Source organism: Paenibacillus hamazuiensis (genome assembly GCF_023276405.1).
Lineage (GTDB): Bacteria > Bacillota > Bacilli > Paenibacillales > NBRC-103111 > Paenibacillus_AF > Paenibacillus_AF hamazuiensis.
Genome location: NZ_JALRMO010000001.1, coordinates 1,155,039 through 1,174,285, shown reverse-complemented (window position 1 = coordinate 1,174,285; position 19,247 = coordinate 1,155,039). Strand labels below are relative to the sequence as shown.

The 19,247-nt window shown below is 55.8% G+C and carries 16 protein-coding genes; 2 read left to right on the top strand and 14 right to left on the bottom strand.

The genetic code is table 11. The features are described 5' to 3' along the window. Positions 1-20: 20 nt before the first annotated feature. From MYS68_RS04820 to polA, 5 genes are all read right to left on the bottom strand, one after another. Positions 21-647: a lytic transglycosylase domain-containing protein gene (locus MYS68_RS04820; protein WP_248924735.1), complete on the bottom strand. Its 627-nt coding sequence runs from the start codon at positions 645-647 to the stop codon at positions 21-23. Then, positions 644-1,240, bottom strand: coding sequence for a dephospho-CoA kinase (gene coaE, locus MYS68_RS04815; protein ID WP_248924734.1), 597 nt, complete (start codon positions 1,238-1,240; stop codon positions 644-646). Before coaE ends, MYS68_RS04820 begins: the two co-directional genes overlap by 4 nt. An 18-nt stretch (positions 1,241-1,258) precedes the next feature. Then, a complete protein-coding gene (gene ytaF / locus MYS68_RS04810) occupies positions 1,259-1,933 on the bottom strand; it encodes a sporulation membrane protein YtaF (protein ID WP_248924733.1) in 675 nt (224 codons plus the stop codon). Positions 1,934-2,021: 88 nt separating this feature from the next. Beyond that, positions 2,022-2,867 (bottom strand): DNA-formamidopyrimidine glycosylase, encoded by an 846-nt coding sequence (gene mutM / locus MYS68_RS04805; protein ID WP_248924732.1) that lies wholly within the window; start codon positions 2,865-2,867, stop codon positions 2,022-2,024. A gap of 25 nt (positions 2,868-2,892) precedes the next feature. Continuing rightward, positions 2,893-5,562 (bottom strand): DNA polymerase I, encoded by a 2,670-nt coding sequence (gene polA, locus MYS68_RS04800; RefSeq protein WP_248924731.1) that lies wholly within the window; start codon positions 5,560-5,562, stop codon positions 2,893-2,895. Positions 5,563-5,707: 145 nt separating this feature from the next. Between polA and MYS68_RS04795 the strand changes: the two genes are divergently transcribed. Further along, entirely contained in the window at positions 5,708-6,460 is a 753-nt protein-coding gene (locus MYS68_RS04795; protein WP_248924730.1) for an HAD family hydrolase, read from the top strand. Here the strand turns inward: MYS68_RS04795 and MYS68_RS04790 are convergent. From MYS68_RS04790 to MYS68_RS04750, 9 genes are all read right to left on the bottom strand, one after another. Next, positions 6,453-8,285 carry a bifunctional diguanylate cyclase/phosphodiesterase gene (locus tag MYS68_RS04790; RefSeq protein ID WP_248924729.1) on the bottom strand — a complete coding sequence of 611 codons (1,833 nt, stop codon included), beginning with the start codon at positions 8,283-8,285 and terminating at the stop codon, positions 6,453-6,455. The genes MYS68_RS04795 and MYS68_RS04790 overlap by 8 nt on opposite strands. 104 nt (positions 8,286-8,389) lie before the next feature. Further along, positions 8,390-8,926: a chromate transporter gene (locus tag MYS68_RS04785; RefSeq protein WP_248924728.1), complete on the bottom strand. Its 537-nt coding sequence runs from the start codon at positions 8,924-8,926 to the stop codon at positions 8,390-8,392. Between the two features lie 139 nt (positions 8,927-9,065). After that, positions 9,066-9,704 carry a chromate transporter gene (locus MYS68_RS04780; RefSeq protein ID WP_248930819.1) on the bottom strand — a complete coding sequence of 213 codons (639 nt, stop codon included), beginning with the start codon at positions 9,702-9,704 and terminating at the stop codon, positions 9,066-9,068. Between the two features lie 621 nt (positions 9,705-10,325). Next, a complete protein-coding gene (phoU, locus tag MYS68_RS04775) occupies positions 10,326-10,985 on the bottom strand; it encodes a phosphate signaling complex protein PhoU (protein WP_248924727.1) in 660 nt (219 codons plus the stop codon). Positions 10,986-11,015: 30 nt separating this feature from the next. Next, on the bottom strand, positions 11,016-11,792 hold the full coding sequence (gene pstB, locus MYS68_RS04770; protein ID WP_420852205.1) for a phosphate ABC transporter ATP-binding protein PstB: 777 nt from the start codon (positions 11,790-11,792) through the stop codon (positions 11,016-11,018). Next, positions 11,789-12,646: a phosphate ABC transporter permease PstA gene (pstA, locus tag MYS68_RS04765; protein WP_248924725.1), complete on the bottom strand. Its 858-nt coding sequence runs from the start codon at positions 12,644-12,646 to the stop codon at positions 11,789-11,791. Before pstA ends, pstB begins: the two co-directional genes overlap by 4 nt. Beyond that, positions 12,643-13,479 (bottom strand): phosphate ABC transporter permease subunit PstC, encoded by an 837-nt coding sequence (gene pstC / locus MYS68_RS04760; RefSeq protein ID WP_275983743.1) that lies wholly within the window; start codon positions 13,477-13,479, stop codon positions 12,643-12,645. The genes pstA and pstC overlap by 4 nt, the downstream gene beginning before the upstream one ends. A gap of 308 nt (positions 13,480-13,787) precedes the next feature. Further along, complete coding sequence (ltrA, locus tag MYS68_RS04755) at positions 13,788-15,113, bottom strand: group II intron reverse transcriptase/maturase (RefSeq protein ID WP_248924450.1); 1,326 nt, start codon at positions 15,111-15,113, stop codon at positions 13,788-13,790. 695 nt (positions 15,114-15,808) lie between these two features. Continuing rightward, positions 15,809-16,720 carry a phosphate ABC transporter substrate-binding protein gene (locus MYS68_RS04750; RefSeq protein WP_248924723.1) on the bottom strand — a complete coding sequence of 304 codons (912 nt, stop codon included), beginning with the start codon at positions 16,718-16,720 and terminating at the stop codon, positions 15,809-15,811. 224 nt (positions 16,721-16,944) lie between these two features. Here MYS68_RS04750 and MYS68_RS04745 point away from each other — a divergent pair, with 224 nt between their 5' ends. Then, positions 16,945-18,996, top strand: a complete 2,052-nt coding sequence (locus MYS68_RS04745; protein WP_248924722.1) for a methyl-accepting chemotaxis protein — start codon at positions 16,945-16,947, stop codon at positions 18,994-18,996. The last annotated feature ends 251 nt before the right edge of the window (positions 18,997-19,247 follow it).

Sequence of the window (19,247 nt, the reverse complement as noted above, 5' to 3'; positions counted from 1 at the left end):
TTAGGAAAAGAAGTGTCGGTTCATGACCCCCTTGAAGGAGTCATGACCGATGCTTCTTTTTTTAACGTATCCCGGACTCCGGAGAAATCGTCTGCATAAATTTTGTGATACTTTTTATAATAATAAAGCACGCGCTGCAAATAATGCCGCGTCTCCCCGTACGGGATTTGCTCGATTTGCTCGAGCGTGCCGTCCCATTCGCCGTTTTGCATCCATTTGGCCACTTTCCCCTGACCGGCATTATAGCCGGCGATGGCCGCGTAATCGTTGCCGTTAAACTGCTTATGCAGCCAGTTTAAATACCACGACCCGATTTCAATGTTCACCTCGGGCTTGTCCAACTGATGGATCCATTCCGGTGAAAACCGGCCTTTTTCCAAAATCCACTCCGCCGTTTCCGGCATAAGCTGCATCAAGCCGTATGCGCCCTTTCGAGACGTCATGTTCGGCTGAAAATTCGTTTCCACGCGGATAATCGCGGCGATCAGAAAAGGATCCATGTCATACTTCGCCGCATTTTGTAAAATTTCCTGCTTATATTTGATCGGATACAGCAGCCTGCTTAAAAACGGGCTGGAATAAAACAAGATGAGCAGAAAGGACAGCAGCAGAACAGCGAAAACGCGTTTTTTCCGCCAAAAACTCATGGAAGCCCCCTTTCACGCCAGAAGGATTCGATCTGCCGTTCCGTATCCTCCCGTGTACCCTGATTGTCGATCACGATATCGGCCAGAGCTTTTTTCTCCTCAATCGGCATTTGCGCCTTTAAACGGTTTTCCGCCTGCTCACCCGTGAGCCCGTCTCTCGCCATCAGCCTTTCCAGCTGAATTTCCCTGGGCACATACACCAGCATGATTTCCGAAAACATCCACTCCAGCTTCGACTCGAACAAAAGCGGCACGTCTACGACAACGAGACGCTGCGGATCTTCCGCTTCGTACCGCTCCATTCTCTCGCGCATCGTAGCGCGGATAGCGGGGTGCAGCAGGTTTTGCAAATCCTCCCTCGCAGCCGGATCGTTAAACACGATTTCCCCCAGCTTCTTGCGGTGAAGCTGTCCGTCCGGCAGCAGCACGGCTTGTCCGAAACGGTCTGCAACCCGGGCCAGTACCGGGCTGCCGGGTTCAACGACTTCTCTGGCGATTTGGTCGGCATCGACCAGAACCGCCCCGCGGCGCACGAGCATGGCCGCCACCGTGCTTTTGCCGCAGGCGATTCCTCCGGTAAGTCCTATATTCATCTTCAAGCTCCTTACGCATTATAACAATTTCATAATACCCATAATGATGAGCACGCATCCCGGCAAAACCGATAATTTTCGTACCCATGACAATTCGGCGTACATAAAACCGACCCGCAGTCCGGCGGCCAAAAACGTTCCGCTCGCCAGCGCAATGACCGCCGACGTCAGCAGCGGAGCAAATCCGATCAGAGCGGCGCCGATGCCGGCTCCGAATGCGTCGAGCGACAAGGCGAGTCCGAGCAGCGTCGCTTCGGAGGCGGAGATGTTGCCGGAGCGGTCCACGTCCGCGATGGACGGCGTACGCAGGATTTGTATGACAAGCCCCAACCGCTTCAGCTCGATGCTGATCACTTGCCGGACGGATGGAACGGCATCCGGCGGGGAAGCTTCTTCAGGGGCCTGCTCTTCGGCCTCCTCTTGCTTTTGCCGGGTAAGCTGATACAGAGCCCAAACGCCGATTCCGATAAGGATGACGGCTCCGGCGACTTTCGCATACACCGGGGGTAAAAACCGGCTCAGATAAACGCCTATCTGCATGGAAGTAAAAATGATCGCACCGGAACAGCAGGAGATGATGGCGACGGACAGCAGCGGTATGCGGATTTTGCGCAGCCCGTACGTCACGCCGACGCCAAATCCGTCAAGACTGACGGCGAATGCCAAAAACAACAAAGACAGCAGCGGCACCAAGGGAGTTCCTCCTTCATACTCTGGATGTCATATCCCTAATATATGGAGCGAAACCTGGGCGCGTGCATAGAATCATGGCGGTTTTAAGTCAGTTTGCCTTTCGGCGTTTAAGCGGCTGGCATTTCGGGCAGAAATGGGTGCCTCGGCCGCCCACTACGGTTTTCACGAGAGGCTTGCCGCAGCGGGTGCACGGCTCGTTTTGCCGTCCGTAGGCGGTGAACCGGTGCTGGAACATGCCGATTTCGCCTTGCCCGTTCACAAACGACTTGATCGACGAGCCGCCGGCCTCCACCGCGCTCTGAAGCGTCTGCACGATCGCTTCGTGAAGCCGCTGCAGCTCGTTTTTCGAAAGCGAATCCGCCTCACGTTCAGGATGAATGCCCGCCAGAAAGAGCGATTCATCCACATAAATATTCCCGAGGCCGACGATATATTCCTGATTGAGCAACAGCGGCTTGATCTTCGTCGAACGTCCGGCGATCGCCTCGCGGAACGCGGTGAACGTAAATCCTTCGTCCAGCGGTTCGATGCCGAGCTTGCCGAGCGGCGGCTCCTCGAGCTCGCGGCCTTTCGGAAACAGATGCATCGTGCCGAACTGGCGCACGTCCTTATAGCGCAGCTCTGTGCCGTCCGTCAGCTCGAAAACGACATGCGTGTGCTTCTCCGGCGGCTCCTCCGCGGGGTAGACGCCGTACCGGCCTTCCATCCGCAGATGCGAGACGAGCGCATAATCGTCCAGCAGGAAGCGCAAAAATTTGCCGCGCCGCTCCACGCTGTGAATCGTCTGTCCCGCAAGCAGCAGCTCAAACTGCCGGATATCGTCCGGCTTTTGAATAATGCGGGGCAGGTGCACGGTCACTTTGCCGATCGTTTTACCTGCCACCAGCTTGTTTAACGTTCTTCTAACGGTTTCTACCTCAGGCAGTTCCGGCATATCTGGATGTCACCTCGTCAAAAGCTTATTTCGCCTCGTACCAGTTGTGTCCCGCGTCGACGTCAACCTTCAGCGGCACGTCGAGCTTCAGCGCGCTTTCCATCACTTCCGGCACGATGCGGCGCATGACCGGCAGCTCCTCCTCCGGTACCTCGAATACGAGTTCGTCGTGCACTTGAAGCAACATGCGGCTCTTCAGCTGCTCGTCCTTCATCCGCTGCGCGAGCTGGACCATGGCGAGCTTGATGATGTCGGCCGCGGTGCCCTGGATCGGCGTGTTCATCGCCGTCCGCTCCGCGAAAGAGCGCAAATTGAAATTGGAAGCCGTAATTTCCGGCAAATAGCGGCGGCGGTGCAGCAGCGTCGTCACGTAGCCGTTCTCGCGCGCCTGCTTCACGATATCGTCCATATATTTGCGAACCCCTTGGAATACGGCAAAATACTGCTCGATAAACTGAGCCGCTTCCTTGCGGGTGATATTCAGGTTTTGCGACAAACCGTAGTCGCTGATGCCGTAAACGATGCCGAAGTTGACGGCCTTCGCCTGGCGGCGCATGTTCGAGTCGACCTCTTCCGGAGCTACGCCGAACACGTCGCTGGCGGTTTTCGTATGAATGTCCATGTCGTTCAGGAACGCATCCTTCAGCCGTTCGTCCTGCGAGATATGGGCGAGCACGCGCAGCTCGATCTGCGAGTAGTCCGCCGTCAAAATCGACCAGCCGGGTTCGGACGGCACGAACACCTTGCGGATTTTGCGCCCTTCCTCGAGGCGGATCGGGATGTTTTGCAGGTTCGGGTATTGGCTGGACAGACGGCCGGTGGCGGCGATCGTTTGCCGGTAATACGTATGCACCTTGCCCGTCTCCGGACGCACCTCTTTCAAGAGCCCCTCGACGTAAGTGGACTGCAGCTTCGCCAGCGACCGGTAATTCAGGATTTGTCCGACGATCGGATGGTGCGGCTCCAGCTTTTCCAGCACTTCGGCGTCGGTCGAATAGCCGGTTTTCGTTTTTTTCCATACCGGCAGGCCGAGCTTTTCGAACAGGATGTCGCCGAGCTGTCTCGGGGAATTGATGTTGAACTCAAGTCCCGCCAGCCCGTAAATCTCCTTCATGATTTTCTCCAGCTGTACGGCGAGCTCCTCGCCGTATTTCTTCAGCCCCTCGATGTCGACGCTGATGCCGTACCGCTCCATGCGGGCGAGCACGGTCGCAAGCGGCAGCTCGAGATCGTAAAAAAGCTCGTGCATGCCGCTCTCCTCGAGCTCGCGCTTCTGCAGCGGCACGAGCTTCGCGATCGTCGCCGCTTTGCGGCACAGGTGCTCGCTGAGCTTGTCCAGCGCGGGCACCTGGAACTTGGCGCCCTTGCCGAACACCGCTTCGTCGGGCGCCAGATGCGGCAGGCCGTATTTCGCGGCCAGGCCGTCCAGAGACAGCGCCGACTCCGTCGGGTCGAGCAAATAGGCGGCGAGCAGCACGTCGAAGTCGAGCCCGCGAGCCGCCACGCCCTGCCATTCGAGCGCCACCTTCGCGCGGTGCAGGTCGTAGACCGGCACCGCCGATTCGGCGCTCTCGAGCCATTCGCGCACGGCGGAGGCTTCAGCGCCGGCCAGCGTGTCCATCGGCACGTAGTAGGCTTTGCCGCCGCCGGTATAAAAAGCGACCCCAAGCACGTCCGACGCGTGCGGGTTGTCGCCGATCACTTCGACGTGCACCGCCTGCACGTCGCCGAGCCGGCCCGCGAGCCGGGCCGCCGTGTCGCTGTCTTTCACGATGACGACGTCGAGGTTTTCCTGCGGCACCGCGTCCTCCGCGCCGTCCCCGGCGCCGGAGAAGTCCATTTTTTCCAGCAGGGACTTGAATTCGAGCTTGCGGAACATCGCCTGCAGCGATTTCGGATCGTAGCCTTCGAAGCGGAGCTTGTCCCATTCGGCGGACAGCTCGGGCACTTCGCGGAAAATCGTCGCCAGCTCCTTGCTCATGATCGCATCCTGCGTATGCTGCTGTATCGTTTCCTTCATCTTGCCTTTGATTTCTTCCACGTGGGCGATGACATTTTCCACCGACCCGTATTCGTGGAGCAGCTTGAGCGCCGTCTTCTCGCCCACCCCCGGAATGCCCGGGATGTTATCTGAGGCGTCGCCCATCAGACCTTTCAGGTCGATGATCTGCTTCGGCACAAGACCGTATTTTTCGTTAATTTGCTCGGGGCCGAGCAGCTCCATGTCGCTGATTCCTTTTTTGATCGTAAGCCCGATCGTTACACGATCCGAAGCGAGCTGAAGCATATCCCGGTCCCCGGTGATGACCAGCACTTCCATCTGCTCCGACTCGTCCGCAAGGCGCGTCAGCGTGCCGATGATGTCGTCGGCCTCATAACCGTCCAGCTCAAATTGCGGTATCTGGAACGCTTTCAGCAGCTCCTTGATCAGCGGAAACTGCTCGCCGAGCTCCGGCGGCGTTTTGGCGCGGCCGCCTTTGTATTCGGTATATTCCTTATGCCGGAACGTCACTTTCCCCGCGTCGAAAGCGACGAGAAAATGCGTCGGCTTCTGCTCTTCGATCAGCTTCAGCAGCATTGTGGTAAAACCGTAAGCCGCATTCGTATGAAGTCCCTGCGAATTGCTCAGCAGCGGCAGCGCATAAAACGCGCGAAACGCAATGCTGTTGCCGTCAATCAATATTAATTTGGGCATGGCCGTTCACCTCATTTTATTCGCATACTTCTTTTCATCATAGCATATGGGGACCTAACAATAAAACAGAGAAAACAGGGGTGATTCCCGGTTGAGCCGCATAAACTGGGTAAAAAGGCGCTCCCACGGAGCGGAGGTGAAAACGATGAAGCCGGGTTTTTCGCCGAACCAGAAAAAAGTGCTGTTTTTCGACGTCAATCAAACGCTCGTCATGCGCACGGCGAGCTTCGAAGATTGCTTCAAGGAAACGTGGAAAGAGTACACGGCCCGCCTTGCGGAAGGCGATGACAGCGAGTGGAATGCCGATCATATATATCGCAAATACCGGACGGCGTGGTTTGCCCGCTCGAAGATGAAGCGGCCCGGCAGCGACAAGCAGGAGCTTCAGGAAAAGGCGCTGAGAGAGGCTGTGCAGGATACCGGCATGGCGGTTTCCAAAACGTTCGCGCGCGCTTTTTTTTCGCAGGTGAGGCAAAAGCAAATGGGCGGAAGGGCGCTGTACCCCGGGGTAAACGAAACGCTCGCGGCGCTTGCCCCCCGGTATCGGCTGGCGATTATTTCGAACAGCCGGCGCGAAGAGGTGGCCGAAGTGATGCGGCACCTCGGGCTCTCCGCCTATTTCCCCGAGGAGATTTGGTTTACCGCAAGCAGGCCGCGCGATAAAAAACCGAATGCGCACCTGTTCAAGGAGGCGATGAAAGCTCTCGGTGCTGCGGCTGCGGAATGCGTGATGATCGGCAACTCGTATCGGCATGATGTTTGCGGCGCCTGGAAAGCCGGTATCGATGCCATCTGGGTGCAGCGCACCGCGCCGAAAAAAGTGCCCGCTCCGGCACGCGGCCGAAAAAAGCTGACGATCGTCCGGCAGCTTGACGAGCTGCTCGAGTGGTTTACTTAAAGCTTTGGCCGGCCGCCTCCGACGATACGTCGGGCCTCAGCTCCTCTATCACGTACACGCTGCCGGGCGACATTTTCGATTTCTTTTTCAGCCGGGCGGCCGCTTCCGAAATATGCTCCAGCGATGCCGGGACGAGCGTTTGGCATACGATGACCGAGAGCGATACGGTGACCCCGCTGCTTTCCACCCGCTGTCCGCTCCGGTCTTCCACGTACGTCCAATCTCCCGGCTCGTAAAACTTCTTCACGCCGGCATCGAACCGGCGAATAATTTCCCGGCACAGCCTGTCCGGATCGGCCGCCGAAGATAACGCGATGAAATCGTCGCCCCCGATATGTCCGACAAAATCGAGCGGGGTGCCGTATTCCGCGATCGCTTGCTGAATGACGTCCGCTGTGAATTGGATCAGCTGGTCTCCTTTTTGAAAACCGTACCTGTCGTTGAACCACTTGAAATAATCCAGATCGGCATAAATGACCGAAAACCGCTTTTTCTCGTTAAGTCTGCGGCTCAGCTCGCGATGGATTTGGATGTTGCCCGGAAGCCCGGTCAGCGGGCTCGCTACTTTGGCCGATTCCATCCGCGCATTTGTGATCGACTCCAGGATGGAACGGATGGAGGCGACCCCCGCCATTTTACCGCCGCTCGTGATGATGACCAGATCGTACAAATTGTCGATGTCCCTTGACGTCGCCAGCTGCGAAACGTGCTCGACCGGCGTCTGCTCGTCGACGATAAGCGGCTGCTTGTCCATCAGTTGATCGACCGAGCGGTTCCAAAACAGCGAAAATCCGTATTGCCCCGCAAGCTGCTGGAACAGCCTCTCCCTCATCACAAGCCCGACCGGCGCCCCGTCCTCCACAACGACAGCCCCGGTAGCCCGCTTGTTCATCTTAAAATAACCGGCCACTTCGGAAATCGGCGTATCCACGGAAAACAGCTGCACCTGCCGTTTCAGGTCGCCGATCGCCCATGCGCTTCCGTCCCCGAAGCCGATTTTCCGGTGCTGAATAATAAGGTTGCGGCATGCCTCCGGGACGCTTTGAAACCGTTCGTCCGGACGGCCGAGCAAGTACCCTTGGCCGAAATGAACCCCCATCCGGGTCAGCTTGACCAGTTCCTCTTCCTCTTCGATGCCTTCCGCGATAATTTCGATGTTCAGCTTTCTTGCGAACGTCACAAGCGTTTCGACGATGTATTCCTTCGTTTTGTTCGTATGTATGGAACGTATGAGCGACCGGTCGATTTTGATAAAATCCGGATTCAGCTCGGCGATCGCCTGGAGGGAGGAATACCCGGCACCGGCGTCGTCGATCGCGATTTTATAACCCTGGTTGCGGTAGTGCTCCAGCACTTTTTTGGCCATCGTAAAATCTTCGATCGAGCTCCGCTCGGTCAGCTCGAGCACCACATTGCCCGGCGCGAGTCCCTGCTCCTCAAGCAATTCCAACGTTTGTCCGGGCACAAACCGCGGGTCCTGCAAAATAGCGGCGGAAATGTTCAGGAAAAGCAGCTGCTTTCTTTGCGGTAAATGCGCCCCTTGAATCGCCCTCTCCCGTGCAATGCGCTCGAGCTGGTACAATAGCCCCTGTTTCTCCGCGTATTCGAACAGGGCCAGCGGAGAGGCGAACACACTTTGTCCCGGTCCGCGGGTCAGCGCTTCATATGCGAAAACGCCGGCGTCGGTCAAGGAGACGATCGGCTGATATACCGAGTATATCCGCTTGCGGTTTAATATATCGAAAAACTGTTCCCTCATATGTCGATCGGGATTTTCGTACGTTGCATCTGCCTTGCTTGCCTCGTTCACGTTAAGATCGGCCAACTTTCATCATCCCTATTTTACCATTTTGTGTTGGATTCATCGTAGCACAGGAAATTTATCGGAATATCAAGGGACGGCGGAAAAGTGTTAACGTTTTGTTAAAATCAGTGAAATACGAGCATGCCGACAATCCCCGACATCGCAATAACCGCAATCGGATGAACGCGGAAGCGCAGTATGCCGATCACCGCGGCGACGACCATGACCGCAAAGACGACCGTCTGCCAGTTCAAGCTTTGCGTATACCCACCGCTGACCGCAAAGCGAATGGCCGCATATGCGACAAGGCCGGTCACTATGGGGCGAAGCCCGTAAAACGAAGCGCGCACGAGTTTGTTCCGCCCGATTTTATAGAAAAACGCGGCCAGCAAAATAATGAGCAGCAGCGACGGGAGGATCATGCCTGCCGTGGCGGCGATCGCTCCCGGTAAGCCGGCGGTGCCGTAGCCGATCAGCGTTGCGCAGTTGGTGGCGATCGGACCGGGCGACATGCCGGCCACCGATACCGCCTCAAGAAACCGTTCGTCCGTCATCCAGCCGTGGGATGCCACCTCCCGCTCAATGACCGGGATCATCGCATACCCTCCGCCGAACGAGATGAAGCCGATTTTTAAAAATGTGATAAACAGCGACCAGACCATGATGTTCCCCCCTGAATGTGATGGCCCGGCAGAGCGCTTCCACTGCAGCCGAGCTTGCCTTTAGGCGGATTTACCGGCTCTCGGCCTCGCGCGCGTCCTTCACGCGGGGCTGTAGGGCCGATTTGCCGGCTTTCGGATTTTATATGCCGTCACCGTAATAATTTTCCAATTGCCTGTAGTCGCCATGCAGATCCGTCTGCGGCAGCGTTTCAAGCGGCACAGGCATTCCCCAATGCTCTTTAACCCGCACGAGCACGATGCCTAGAAACAAACCACCGATGATTAAAAGCATCGGATGAATGTGAAAATCAACGAGCACCAGTACCGTCGCGATAGCCGTCACCAGCGTGGTCTTATCCTGTATCGCGGTGCGTCCCATCTTGTAAGCGGCAACGGCGATTAAGGCGACAATAGCCGCATGAATGCCTTTGAATGCCGAGTCGACAAGCGGATTGTCGCGGATGAGCCCAAGCACCAAGCTGAACGCGAAGATGATCAAAAATGTCGGCAGCCCGATGCCAAGCACCGCAGCGGTTGCCCCCGGGATGCCGCACAGCCGATATCCGATAAAAGCGGCGGTATTTACGCCGATCCCCCCGGGAGCTGAGCCTGCGATCGATACGATGTCCGCCATCTCCTCTTCCTCGACCCAGCCCTTGTTACCGACCACTTCGCGTTCTATGACAGGAAGCATCGCATAACCTCCTCCGAACGTCACCGGTCCCATCTTGAAAAAAGCCCAAAAAATGGAGGCCAGCATTCCCCACCGCCATGTCATGCGCAACTCCGCCCCTCCGTTGAAATTGTTTTCATTATACGATACTTTTTTTCGTATGTCCCCTCCCCTCCCCCCTAAATCCCCCCACTGGGGGGACCCCAGGCGCTCGGGCGCCCTGGACCCGCCCGGTTCGCGTGGTTGCTCGCTTCTAGTGCGCGTTTGTCCGGCATGGATTTATTGCTGTTTGGCAATAAATCCCACGCCGGACACGCTGTACGTTTGGCGCGACGCCATAGGAGCGAGGGTACGTGCTTCTTCCTCGCGCCTTGCCGGGCGTGGACCTGCTTCCGCAGCTCCTACGACTGCCGCGCTTCACTATTTGGTGCGATGCCATAGGAGTGCGGGTACGTGCCTCTTCCTCGCGCCTTGCCGGGCGTGGACCTGCTTCCGCAGCTCCTACGACTGCCGCGCTTCACTATTTGGTGCGACGCCATAGGAGCGAATACGTGCCTCTTCCTCGCGCCTTGCCGGGCGTGGACCAGCTTGCGCAGCTCCTACGTCTGCCGTGCCTCACTTCTGACTTGGCAGCCGCTCCATATCCCCGCCCCATCCACCGGCTCGAGATATTTTTCCCAAAAAGCCAAAAAGAGCCCCGGCAGGGACTCCTTTTTTCGGCATAGATCAAATATTCAAATCTTTTCGCTTGCCGGTCACCATGTAGATGACGCCTTCGCCGATGTTGGTGGTGTGGTCGGCGACGCGTTCGAGGAAATGGGCGACCAGCATCAGGCTGGACAATTGGCGGTTGCGGGCCAAATCCGTGGACATCATGCCGACGATGTCGCTCAGCACCGTGCTGTACAGCTTGTCGACCTCGTCGTCTTTTTCCGCCAGCGCCGCGGCGCGGTGCACGTTCCGTTCCGTATATGCGAGGAGGCTTTCCTTCAGCATCTCTTTCACCATTTCCGCGATGCGCGGGATGTCGATCAGCGGCTTTACGAGCTCCTCGCCCGTGAGGCGAATCGCGATTTTGGCGATGTCCACAGCGTGGTCGGCAATGCGTTCCAGATCCGTCGCGATTTTGATGACCATGCCGATCACGCGCAGATCGCTCGCCATCGGCTGCTGCAGTGCGATAAGCCGCAGGCAGCGCTCCTCGATCTGCAGCATCGCCGCGTCGATGGCGTCGTCGTTTTCGATCGTCCGGCGAGCCATCTGCTCGTCAAGCCGGCTCAGCGATTCGACGGCAGAGTGAATCGCTTGCTCTACGGAAGAGCCCATGTCCAGCAAATCGCTTTGCAGCTCCTCCAGAGAATGATGAAAGTTTAATCGATTGTCCATGAATTCAGCCCCTTGTGCGCATGATTAGTCCTAGCCGAAACGTCCGGTGATGTAATCTTCCGTTCTTTGGTCGGTCGGGTTTGTGAAAATTTTATCGGTTTTATCGGTTTCCACCAAAATGCCGTTGAGGAAAAAGGACGTGTAGTCCGAAATCCGTGCCGCCTGCTGCATGTTGTGCGTCACGATGATGATCGTGTATTTGTCCTTCAGCGTTTGCGTCAACTCCTCGACCTTCAGCGTCGAAATCGGATCGAGCGCCGACGTCGGTTCGTCCATCAGCAGCACATCCGGCTCCACGGCGAGCAGTCTGGCAATGCACAGCCGCTGCTGCTGACCGCCGGAAAGCCCGAGTGCGGACTTGTTCAGCCGGTCCTTCACTTCATCCCACAAAGCGGCCTGCTTCAGGCTCCGTTCGACGATGTCGTCGAGCACCGATTTCTTTTTCGTGCCGTGGATGCGCGGTCCGTAGGCGATGTTGTCGTAAATGCTCATCGGAAACGGGTTCGGCCGCTGAAACACCATGCCGACCCTTTTGCGCAAGGAGACGACGTCCGCCTGGGAATCGTAAATATTTTGACCGTCGACAAAAATATTGCCCGTAATCCGTACGTTGTCGATCAGATCGTTCATCCGGTTCAGCGTCCGCAGAAACGTCGATTTGCCGCAGCCCGACGGACCGATCAGCGCCACGATATGATTGCTTTCGATGTTCAGATCGATATCATGAAGCGCATGGTTGTCCCCATAATATAAATTTAGTTGCTCCACTTTGATTTTATGCTTGGTTGCTGTAGTCGTCACGGTTATTTCCCCCCGGAAAGTCGTTTTTGCAGCAGTCGGCTCGGCACGCCGATCAGCAGGTTAAAGATCAGGACGACGATCAGCAGGAGCGCTGCGCTGCCCTTGGCAATCTGCTTGGCGTCAGGTACGATCGCCTCGGATTGCACGTACCACAAGTGAACGGACAACGTTTCCCCCATCGTCAGAGGATTCCAGTCCGGGAAAAATCTCGATACGGACAAACCTGCCGTATAGATCAAAATCGCGGATTCCCCGAGCGCCCGGCCGGCGACCAGCGTAATTCCCGTGATCAGGCTCGGCATGGCCGCCGGCAGCAGCACCTTGCGAATCGCCTGCCAGCGCGTCGAGCCGAGCGCAAGCGACGCTTCCCAATACGACTCCGGCACCGAGCGGAGCGCTTCCTCCGTCACGCGGACGAGCACCGGCAAATTCAGCAGCGATAGCGTAGCGGCGCCGCCGAGGATGGAGAACTTAAGCCCGAGCAAGTTGGCGAAAATCAGGTAGCCGAACAGCCCGAATACGATGGAAGGAACGGAAGACAATGCTTCGACCGAGATCCGGATCACATCGGTGAACCGGTTTTTTTTCGCATAGATGGCCAGGTAAACGCCCGCCCCGATTCCGATCGGCAGCGAAAACAGCAGCGAAAGGAACAAAATGTAGAAAGAGTTGAACAGCTGCGGCCCTACCCCGCCGCCGGCCATAATCTCCTGAGGTTTGCCGGTGATGAATTTCCATGACAATACCGGCAATCCGTCCCCCAGAATGCGTATAAGAAACCATAAGAGAAGCAATATAATCGTAAAGCCTGTTGCCCAGAAAAATCCGGTTGCAAGCCGGTCGGCGCGTTTGCTGGTCATTTCAGTTCACTCCTTTTGGCGACGATGCGGATGATGAGAATAAGCGACAGCGAGATCAGCAGCAGAAGCAGCGCCATCAGGTACAACGCGTTGTTCCAGGTCGAGCCGTAGTGCGTATTACCCATGTCCTTTACAATCGCCGTCGTCAGCACCGTCGTGGAATCGAGCAGCGATTCCGGCATTTGCGGCGAGTTCCCGATGACCATAAATACCGCCATCGTTTCGCCAATCGCCCGGCCCATGCCGAGGATGATACCCGTCAGTATTCCCGGACGCGCCGCCGGCAGCAGCACCCGCCAAATCGTCTGCCAGCGCGTTGCGCCGAGCGCCAGCGACGCCTCTTCAAATCGCGGCGGCAGCGCGCGGATCGCATCTTCGGAAATCGACAAAATCGTCGGCAAAATCATGATCGCCAAAATGATCGCCGCAGGCAGTATGCCGTAACCGAGGCCATCGTTGAACTTGGCCAAAAACGGCACGATGACGGTCAATCCGATCAATCCGTAGACGACCGAAGGAATGCCGACGAACAGATCGGTCGCCGGACGCAAAATTTCCCGCATCCAGTTCGGCGCGATTTTCGCCATGAAAATAGCTCCCGAAAGCGCCAAAGGCACCGATAATACGACAGAAAGCAGCGTAAGCAGCATCGTGCTGTATAAGAAGGAAAACGCTCCGAATTGATCTTTGCTCGGGGTCCAGTCGGTCGAGAAGAAAAATTCCATCGGGCTTACGCCCTGGAACGTTTTTACCCCCTGCATGCCGACAAAAATCATCACGGAAAAGATGATCGCGGAAACGAGCACCGCACTGCCGACAAATACAAGGCGCATCAAATCGTCCGTCCGGTTTTGCACGCGGCTCCACCTGGTGAGGATCGATTTCTTTTCCTTTTTGTTCGTTACGTTTCCGGCAAGTGTTTCTTCCACTGGTTACTGCCCCCTCTTAAAAATCAAACATACATGCAAGTCTTCCGTCAGTATATTAAACTTTTGTAAGAAGAAAACGTTCGAATTGTTAAGCCAATGTAAAAATTAATGAAAGGCGGAAAATGTCGAAAAAATCGAGTAGGCCCATGAATGAATTCATGGGCCTCTCACAGAACCGGACGTGCGGGTCATCGCATCCGGCTCCTCCGCGCTTATCCCCGCTGGGGATGATGTTCATTATAGATGTCTACGAGAAAAACGAGACCTCTTTCTCTGAACCAATCGTTTGGCATTGCAACACTGGCTGGCTTGGATAGCGAGCTTCTCCATGCGAACATACGCATCTTGGGAAGCTCTCCCCTCCACTTATTCTTTCTTAGTGCCCTGTAGAAGTTCTTCGGCTTTTTCCAGCTCCGCAACTGTACCATCCGGAGCCTTCTCCTTATCCATGCATCGTACTCTCTCATCAGACTTCCTACGTTGCCCCAGCCAAAATAGCTACCCCATCCACGTAAATATGGATTCAACTTCTTTCGGATCAGCTGTTCCACATTCACCGTTTGGTTCCGCCGCGTAATTGCTTTCACGCGTTCTTTAAATTTCTGTTTGGCTTTCGAGGATGGAGTAACCCAAAATCCCGGTTTAAACTCATGACCTAGGAACATAAAGGACTGTTCCAAGTTGTTCACGATCTTGGTTTTCTCCGGGTGTACTTTGAGCCCAAGCTCTTGTTCCAGTAGACGAATAACACCTTGGAGTACCCTCTCTGCCCCCTTTTGGGATTTGCAGCAGATCACAAAATCATCGGCGTACCGTGTTATACGGTGCTTCCGTTCAGTCATGAGCTTATCCAGCGGGTTTAGGTAGATATTCGCCAAAAGCGGACTAATAACCCCACCCTGTGGACTTCCTTGCTCGTTCAGGTGAAAACTTCCGTTCTCCATGACTCCGGACTTTAAGAAGCTTTCTATGAGCTTTAGGACACTACCATCCACCACTTCTTCCTTGACGGCCTTAAGCAACTTGTCATGTGGAATGAGATCGAAATACGATTTCAGGTCGGCGTCGATCACATAAACGTATCCATCCATGAGATCTTTCCGAATGTTCTCCAGCGCCATGTGTGCACTGCGTCCCGGGCGAAACCCAAAACTACACTCCATAAATGTCGCCTCGTAAATCGGTTCGAGGATTCGGCGGGTCGCCGCCTGTACTACGCGATCGCGAATTGCGGGTATCCCGAGCGGCCTTTGACCCCCATTTTCCTTGGAAATGTACATGCGCCTGACCGGCATCGGCTTGTATGCCTTCGCCCGCAGCTCCTGCTGAAGCGTTCTTAAGTTACGCTCCAGTTCACTCTCGAATACCTTTATGGTCACTCCGTCTACTCCCGCTGCTCCCCGGTTGCGCTTGACCTCCCGGAATGCCTCCTCAAGGTTCGGCATCGCCCATATCTTGTCGATGAGGCTGTGCCATCTGCGTTTTCTCGGGACTTCTACTCCCTCACGAAAGCCTACCTCTCCTTTTCCTTCCTTCATGTCTCGTGTTCCTTCCCTTTCAGTTTCCGGACGTATAGCTAATCTTTCAGCCTTTCCGGTTCCCCTTCGGTACTCCGCCCCAGACGGCCTACCCTTTTGTTCAGCCCCGGCTCTTCGCTCTTCTTGGCTCCCCGGCTTCTGTCTGGCACATGACGGCTTCCTAGGTGGTTATGCTTTTCTTCCACGGTTCCGGGCTTCGCACCAAGTCTTTGCCTTTTGGGTCTAAGCTTGCACCGACAACGTTGGTGTCGGTTCACTTGCCATTGCGGCTTTTCCGGCAAGCTTTCTCACTACTATCCCTTCGTATGACTGCTCACCATCCATCATTCTGTCTTAGCCCTATAAGCCTTGAAAAGAGTTTACCGCTATGCGGAAGACGATAAGCCCTCCTTGGGTCACGTCATCGTCTTTCCCCCGAATCCAGTCCTCCTAACTTTCGAAGCCTATGGTGGTATAGGACGTCCCCTTCTCTTGCAGGGTTATCCGGCTTCGCCAGCCAACATGGTTCATGCCGCCTGTTCCGGGTTTTGCCTTCTGATCCTCCGCACCCTCCCTTACGGCCAGAGCACTACCAGTCGGCTATGCGCTTCCGCCACCCCGCGGTGCGCTCGGGACTTTCACCCGTTAGTACGATGCGCTGCCAAGCGCACAAGAAAAGCTGTCCTTGGGAGAACAGCTTTTCATGCACTGCGATGTTATTTTTTCAGCAGGTTGGCCGGCAGGAACTTCAGCTCTTCAACCTTCTTCGTTTGGAATTCGCTTCCCATGATGTAATCGAGGAACGCTTTAACTGCGTCTTTCGCCTCGCCTTTAGTATACATATGCTCTACGCCGTACAGCGGATATTTGCCGTCTTTAATCGCATCCTTGCTGAATGCCACGCCTTCGAATTTCAGCGCCTTGATCGTGTCGTTCAGGTAAGGCGTATCCACGTAACCGATGGAGTTAGCCGTTTGGCCAACAGCCGTAGCAACAGCACCGCTGGATTCTTGAGTTACGCCGTCTTTCGTGAATTCTTGGCCGTCAAGCACGATTTTCTTCACGAGCGCACGGGAACCGGAGCTGTCCGGACGGTGTACGACGACGATTTTCGCATCCGCACCGCCTACGTCTTTCCAGTTGGTGATTTTACCCATGAAAATGTCGGCTGCTTGCTGTTTGGTCAGGTTGTCGACTTTCACATCTTTATGAACGATAAGTGCAAACGGTGCGATTGCTACAACGTGGTCGACCAGGTTTTTGTCTTTGTACTCCGGACCTGCTTCGATATCGGAGTTGCCGATGTCGGACGTGCCGTCCGCCACGTTTTTCAGCCCTGTGCCGGAGCCGCCTGCCGTTACGTTGACAGTGACCTTCGGATTGGCTTTCATGAAATCTTCCGCAGCTTGCTTCACGAGAGGAAGCAGTGCGCTGGAACCGGAAGCCGTTACGGTGCCGCTCAGTTCTTTAGTCGGTTGCGGCGTCGGCGCCGTCGTTTGTGCGGGTGCAGCGCCTGTATTTGTTTTCGGCTGTTCCGCCGTCTTGCTGCCGCACGCTCCAAGTACCCCCATCGATAATACCGCGATCATGGCCAGGCTCAAACTTCTTCTAGACATTTGCTTGAACATTTTCAGTATGTCCTCCTTTAATTTGTTCTCACCTCAACCATCGTAACAGCGTTTTGTTAACTCTGCGCCCACTCTTCGTTAACGGAATGTAAAAGTTTTATTGTGGCGAATTTTGACATTTCCTTAACACAACACATCTCTTCTTTTAATATTATTTTCTTAATATGTAGAATGTAGAGTAATTTTGTAGATAAATAATATACGCCGAATGGGAGGGGCAATTGATGTCGTTAAAAATGAAGCTGATCGCGGGTTTTGCCGGAATGCTGGCCGCTTTCCTGTGTGTCGCCTTGTTTAACCTGAACCAGGTGGAGGCGATTCAAGCTCAGCTTATGTTTCAAAACGAAAAAGTCGAGCTTAAGCAGATGGCTTTAGAGCTTAAGGAGACGGTACAGGAGCTTAACGTCATAGCGTCGGGGCTGGAAATTTCCAAGAAAGTCGAATACATACCTATATATAATGAAAAACGAAAGCAATTCGACCAAATGATCAAGCGGATCGGCGATACCGCGACGACGCCCGATCAGATCGCCTGGCGCAGCAAGCTGATTTCGCTGACCGTCGATTATGCGAACACGTTCGACGTCGCGGCGAAGCTCGTTCAGGAAAACAAGCTGCCGCCCGCGGATATGGACAAGAATATGGAGTATTTGTACAACGAGTCGCAAAAGCAAAAGGATCAAATTTTTACCTATGTCGACAATTTTTACGTCGTCTATTCGGGCGAGGCGCAGGCGGCGATCGAAAGCTCGCAGACGCTGCTCAGCCGCACGGCGACGGTCATGATCACCGCTTTCGGGCTTGTGTTCGTCGCGGCCGGCATCATCGCTTTCACCTTGATCCGCTCGTTCACGAAGCCGATCGGACGCATTCAGCATGCCGTAAGGCGCATTGCGGAAGGCGATTTGCGCCATACGATCGGCAGCCGCTCGAAGGACGAGCTCGGCGAGCTCAGCGCCAGCTTCGACCATATGATCGAACGAGTCCGCGACATGCTGGCGAATACGCAGGCGATCGCCGCTTCATTGTCGGACCATGCGCGCACATTCCACGGGTTCGCGGACGAGACGGCCGCAGCCAATTCCGAAATCGTGCGGGCGATTGAGGAAATATCGCAAGGAGCGGGCGAGCAGGCCGCCCATTCTGAAAAAAGCGTCTATATCATCGCCGAGCTGCAGCAGGAAATGGACGTCATTTCCGGAGCCGCCGGAGCAATGCGCGAGGCCAGCTCCGCGGCCGCTGGCAACACGGAAAACGGCGTCCGCGCGATGGATTCGCTGCAAGCGGCGGCGGCCGAGTCGCAAGCCGTTTTCGCTGCCGTGCTGTCCGCGATGGATTCGCTGCAGGAAAGCTCGCGGCAGATCGGGCGTATCATCGCGTCGATTCAGGAAATTTCCACGCAAACGAACGTGCTGTCGTTAAACGCTTCTATTGAAGCGGCGCGCGCCGGAGTGCACGGCAAAGGCTTTATGGTCATCGCCGATGAGGTGCGGGGGCTTTCCGCGCAAACGTCCCGTTCCGCGAAGATGGTGGAAGACATTATCGGCTCGCTGGAAAGCCGCATCGTCGAGCTGCAGGACGGACTCCAGTCCGCCCGCGGCATGATGAGCGTGCAGTCCGGCAAGCTGGATGAAACGAAAACGGCTTTCGATGCGATCCGCATCTCGGTGGACGAGCTGAGCGGCCATATCCGGCATATCCATGAAAAAATCGCGTTCGCCAAGCAAAAAAACGGGACGCTCGTGGAGTCGGTGCAGTTCGTAGCTTCCATCGCGGAAGAAACGGCCGCCGGCGTCGAGGAGGTGAACTCCGCTTCGCTGACGCAGGACGCGTCGATCCGGCGGATCGTTTCCGAGGCGGACGATATCAGCCTGCTCTCGCAGAAGCTGTTCCGCGAGATCGGCATGTTCCGCATCGACGACGCGGAGCTTGATGCCGGCGGAGGCGCCGGAGCGGCAGCCGGCGTGGCGGACGCCGCGCAGCCGGGCGGGCCGCTCGAGCCGGCGCACGGCTTAACGCGTGGGCGGACGGCGGGGGTCGAAGCCGGCGGCGAGGCGTCAGCGGCGGAGGCCGGCTCGGTGCCCGGCATAGCGGCCGGAGCCGGAGATGCAGGCGACGACGCTGAGGGCGGCCAAGGCGCAGCCACCGGAGCGGGCTCGGAAGCGGCGCCCGGCAATGCCCCGGCGGCGACGTCGAAGCCTGCCCCTGCCGGCGGTCAAGGAAGCGATGGAAACGCCGCCGCTTCGGTTGAAGAGAAGAAGCTCGTTACCGTATAGAAGCCAAAAGGCCGCTGTGCATGTGGATTCTATATGAAAAATCGTATAAAAGTTGCGCAATAATCGTAAAACAGACCATTTTATATGAAAATTCATATACATCCATACCCCGGGACGGTAAAATCGAGCAATATGTATGAAAAATCTGATATAATTTTCATTTTGCGTCAGATCCTACTATAATGTATTTGAAAAATCATACAAATAGCAAATGGACTGGAGGCAAATAAAGATCACATCATAACCGAATC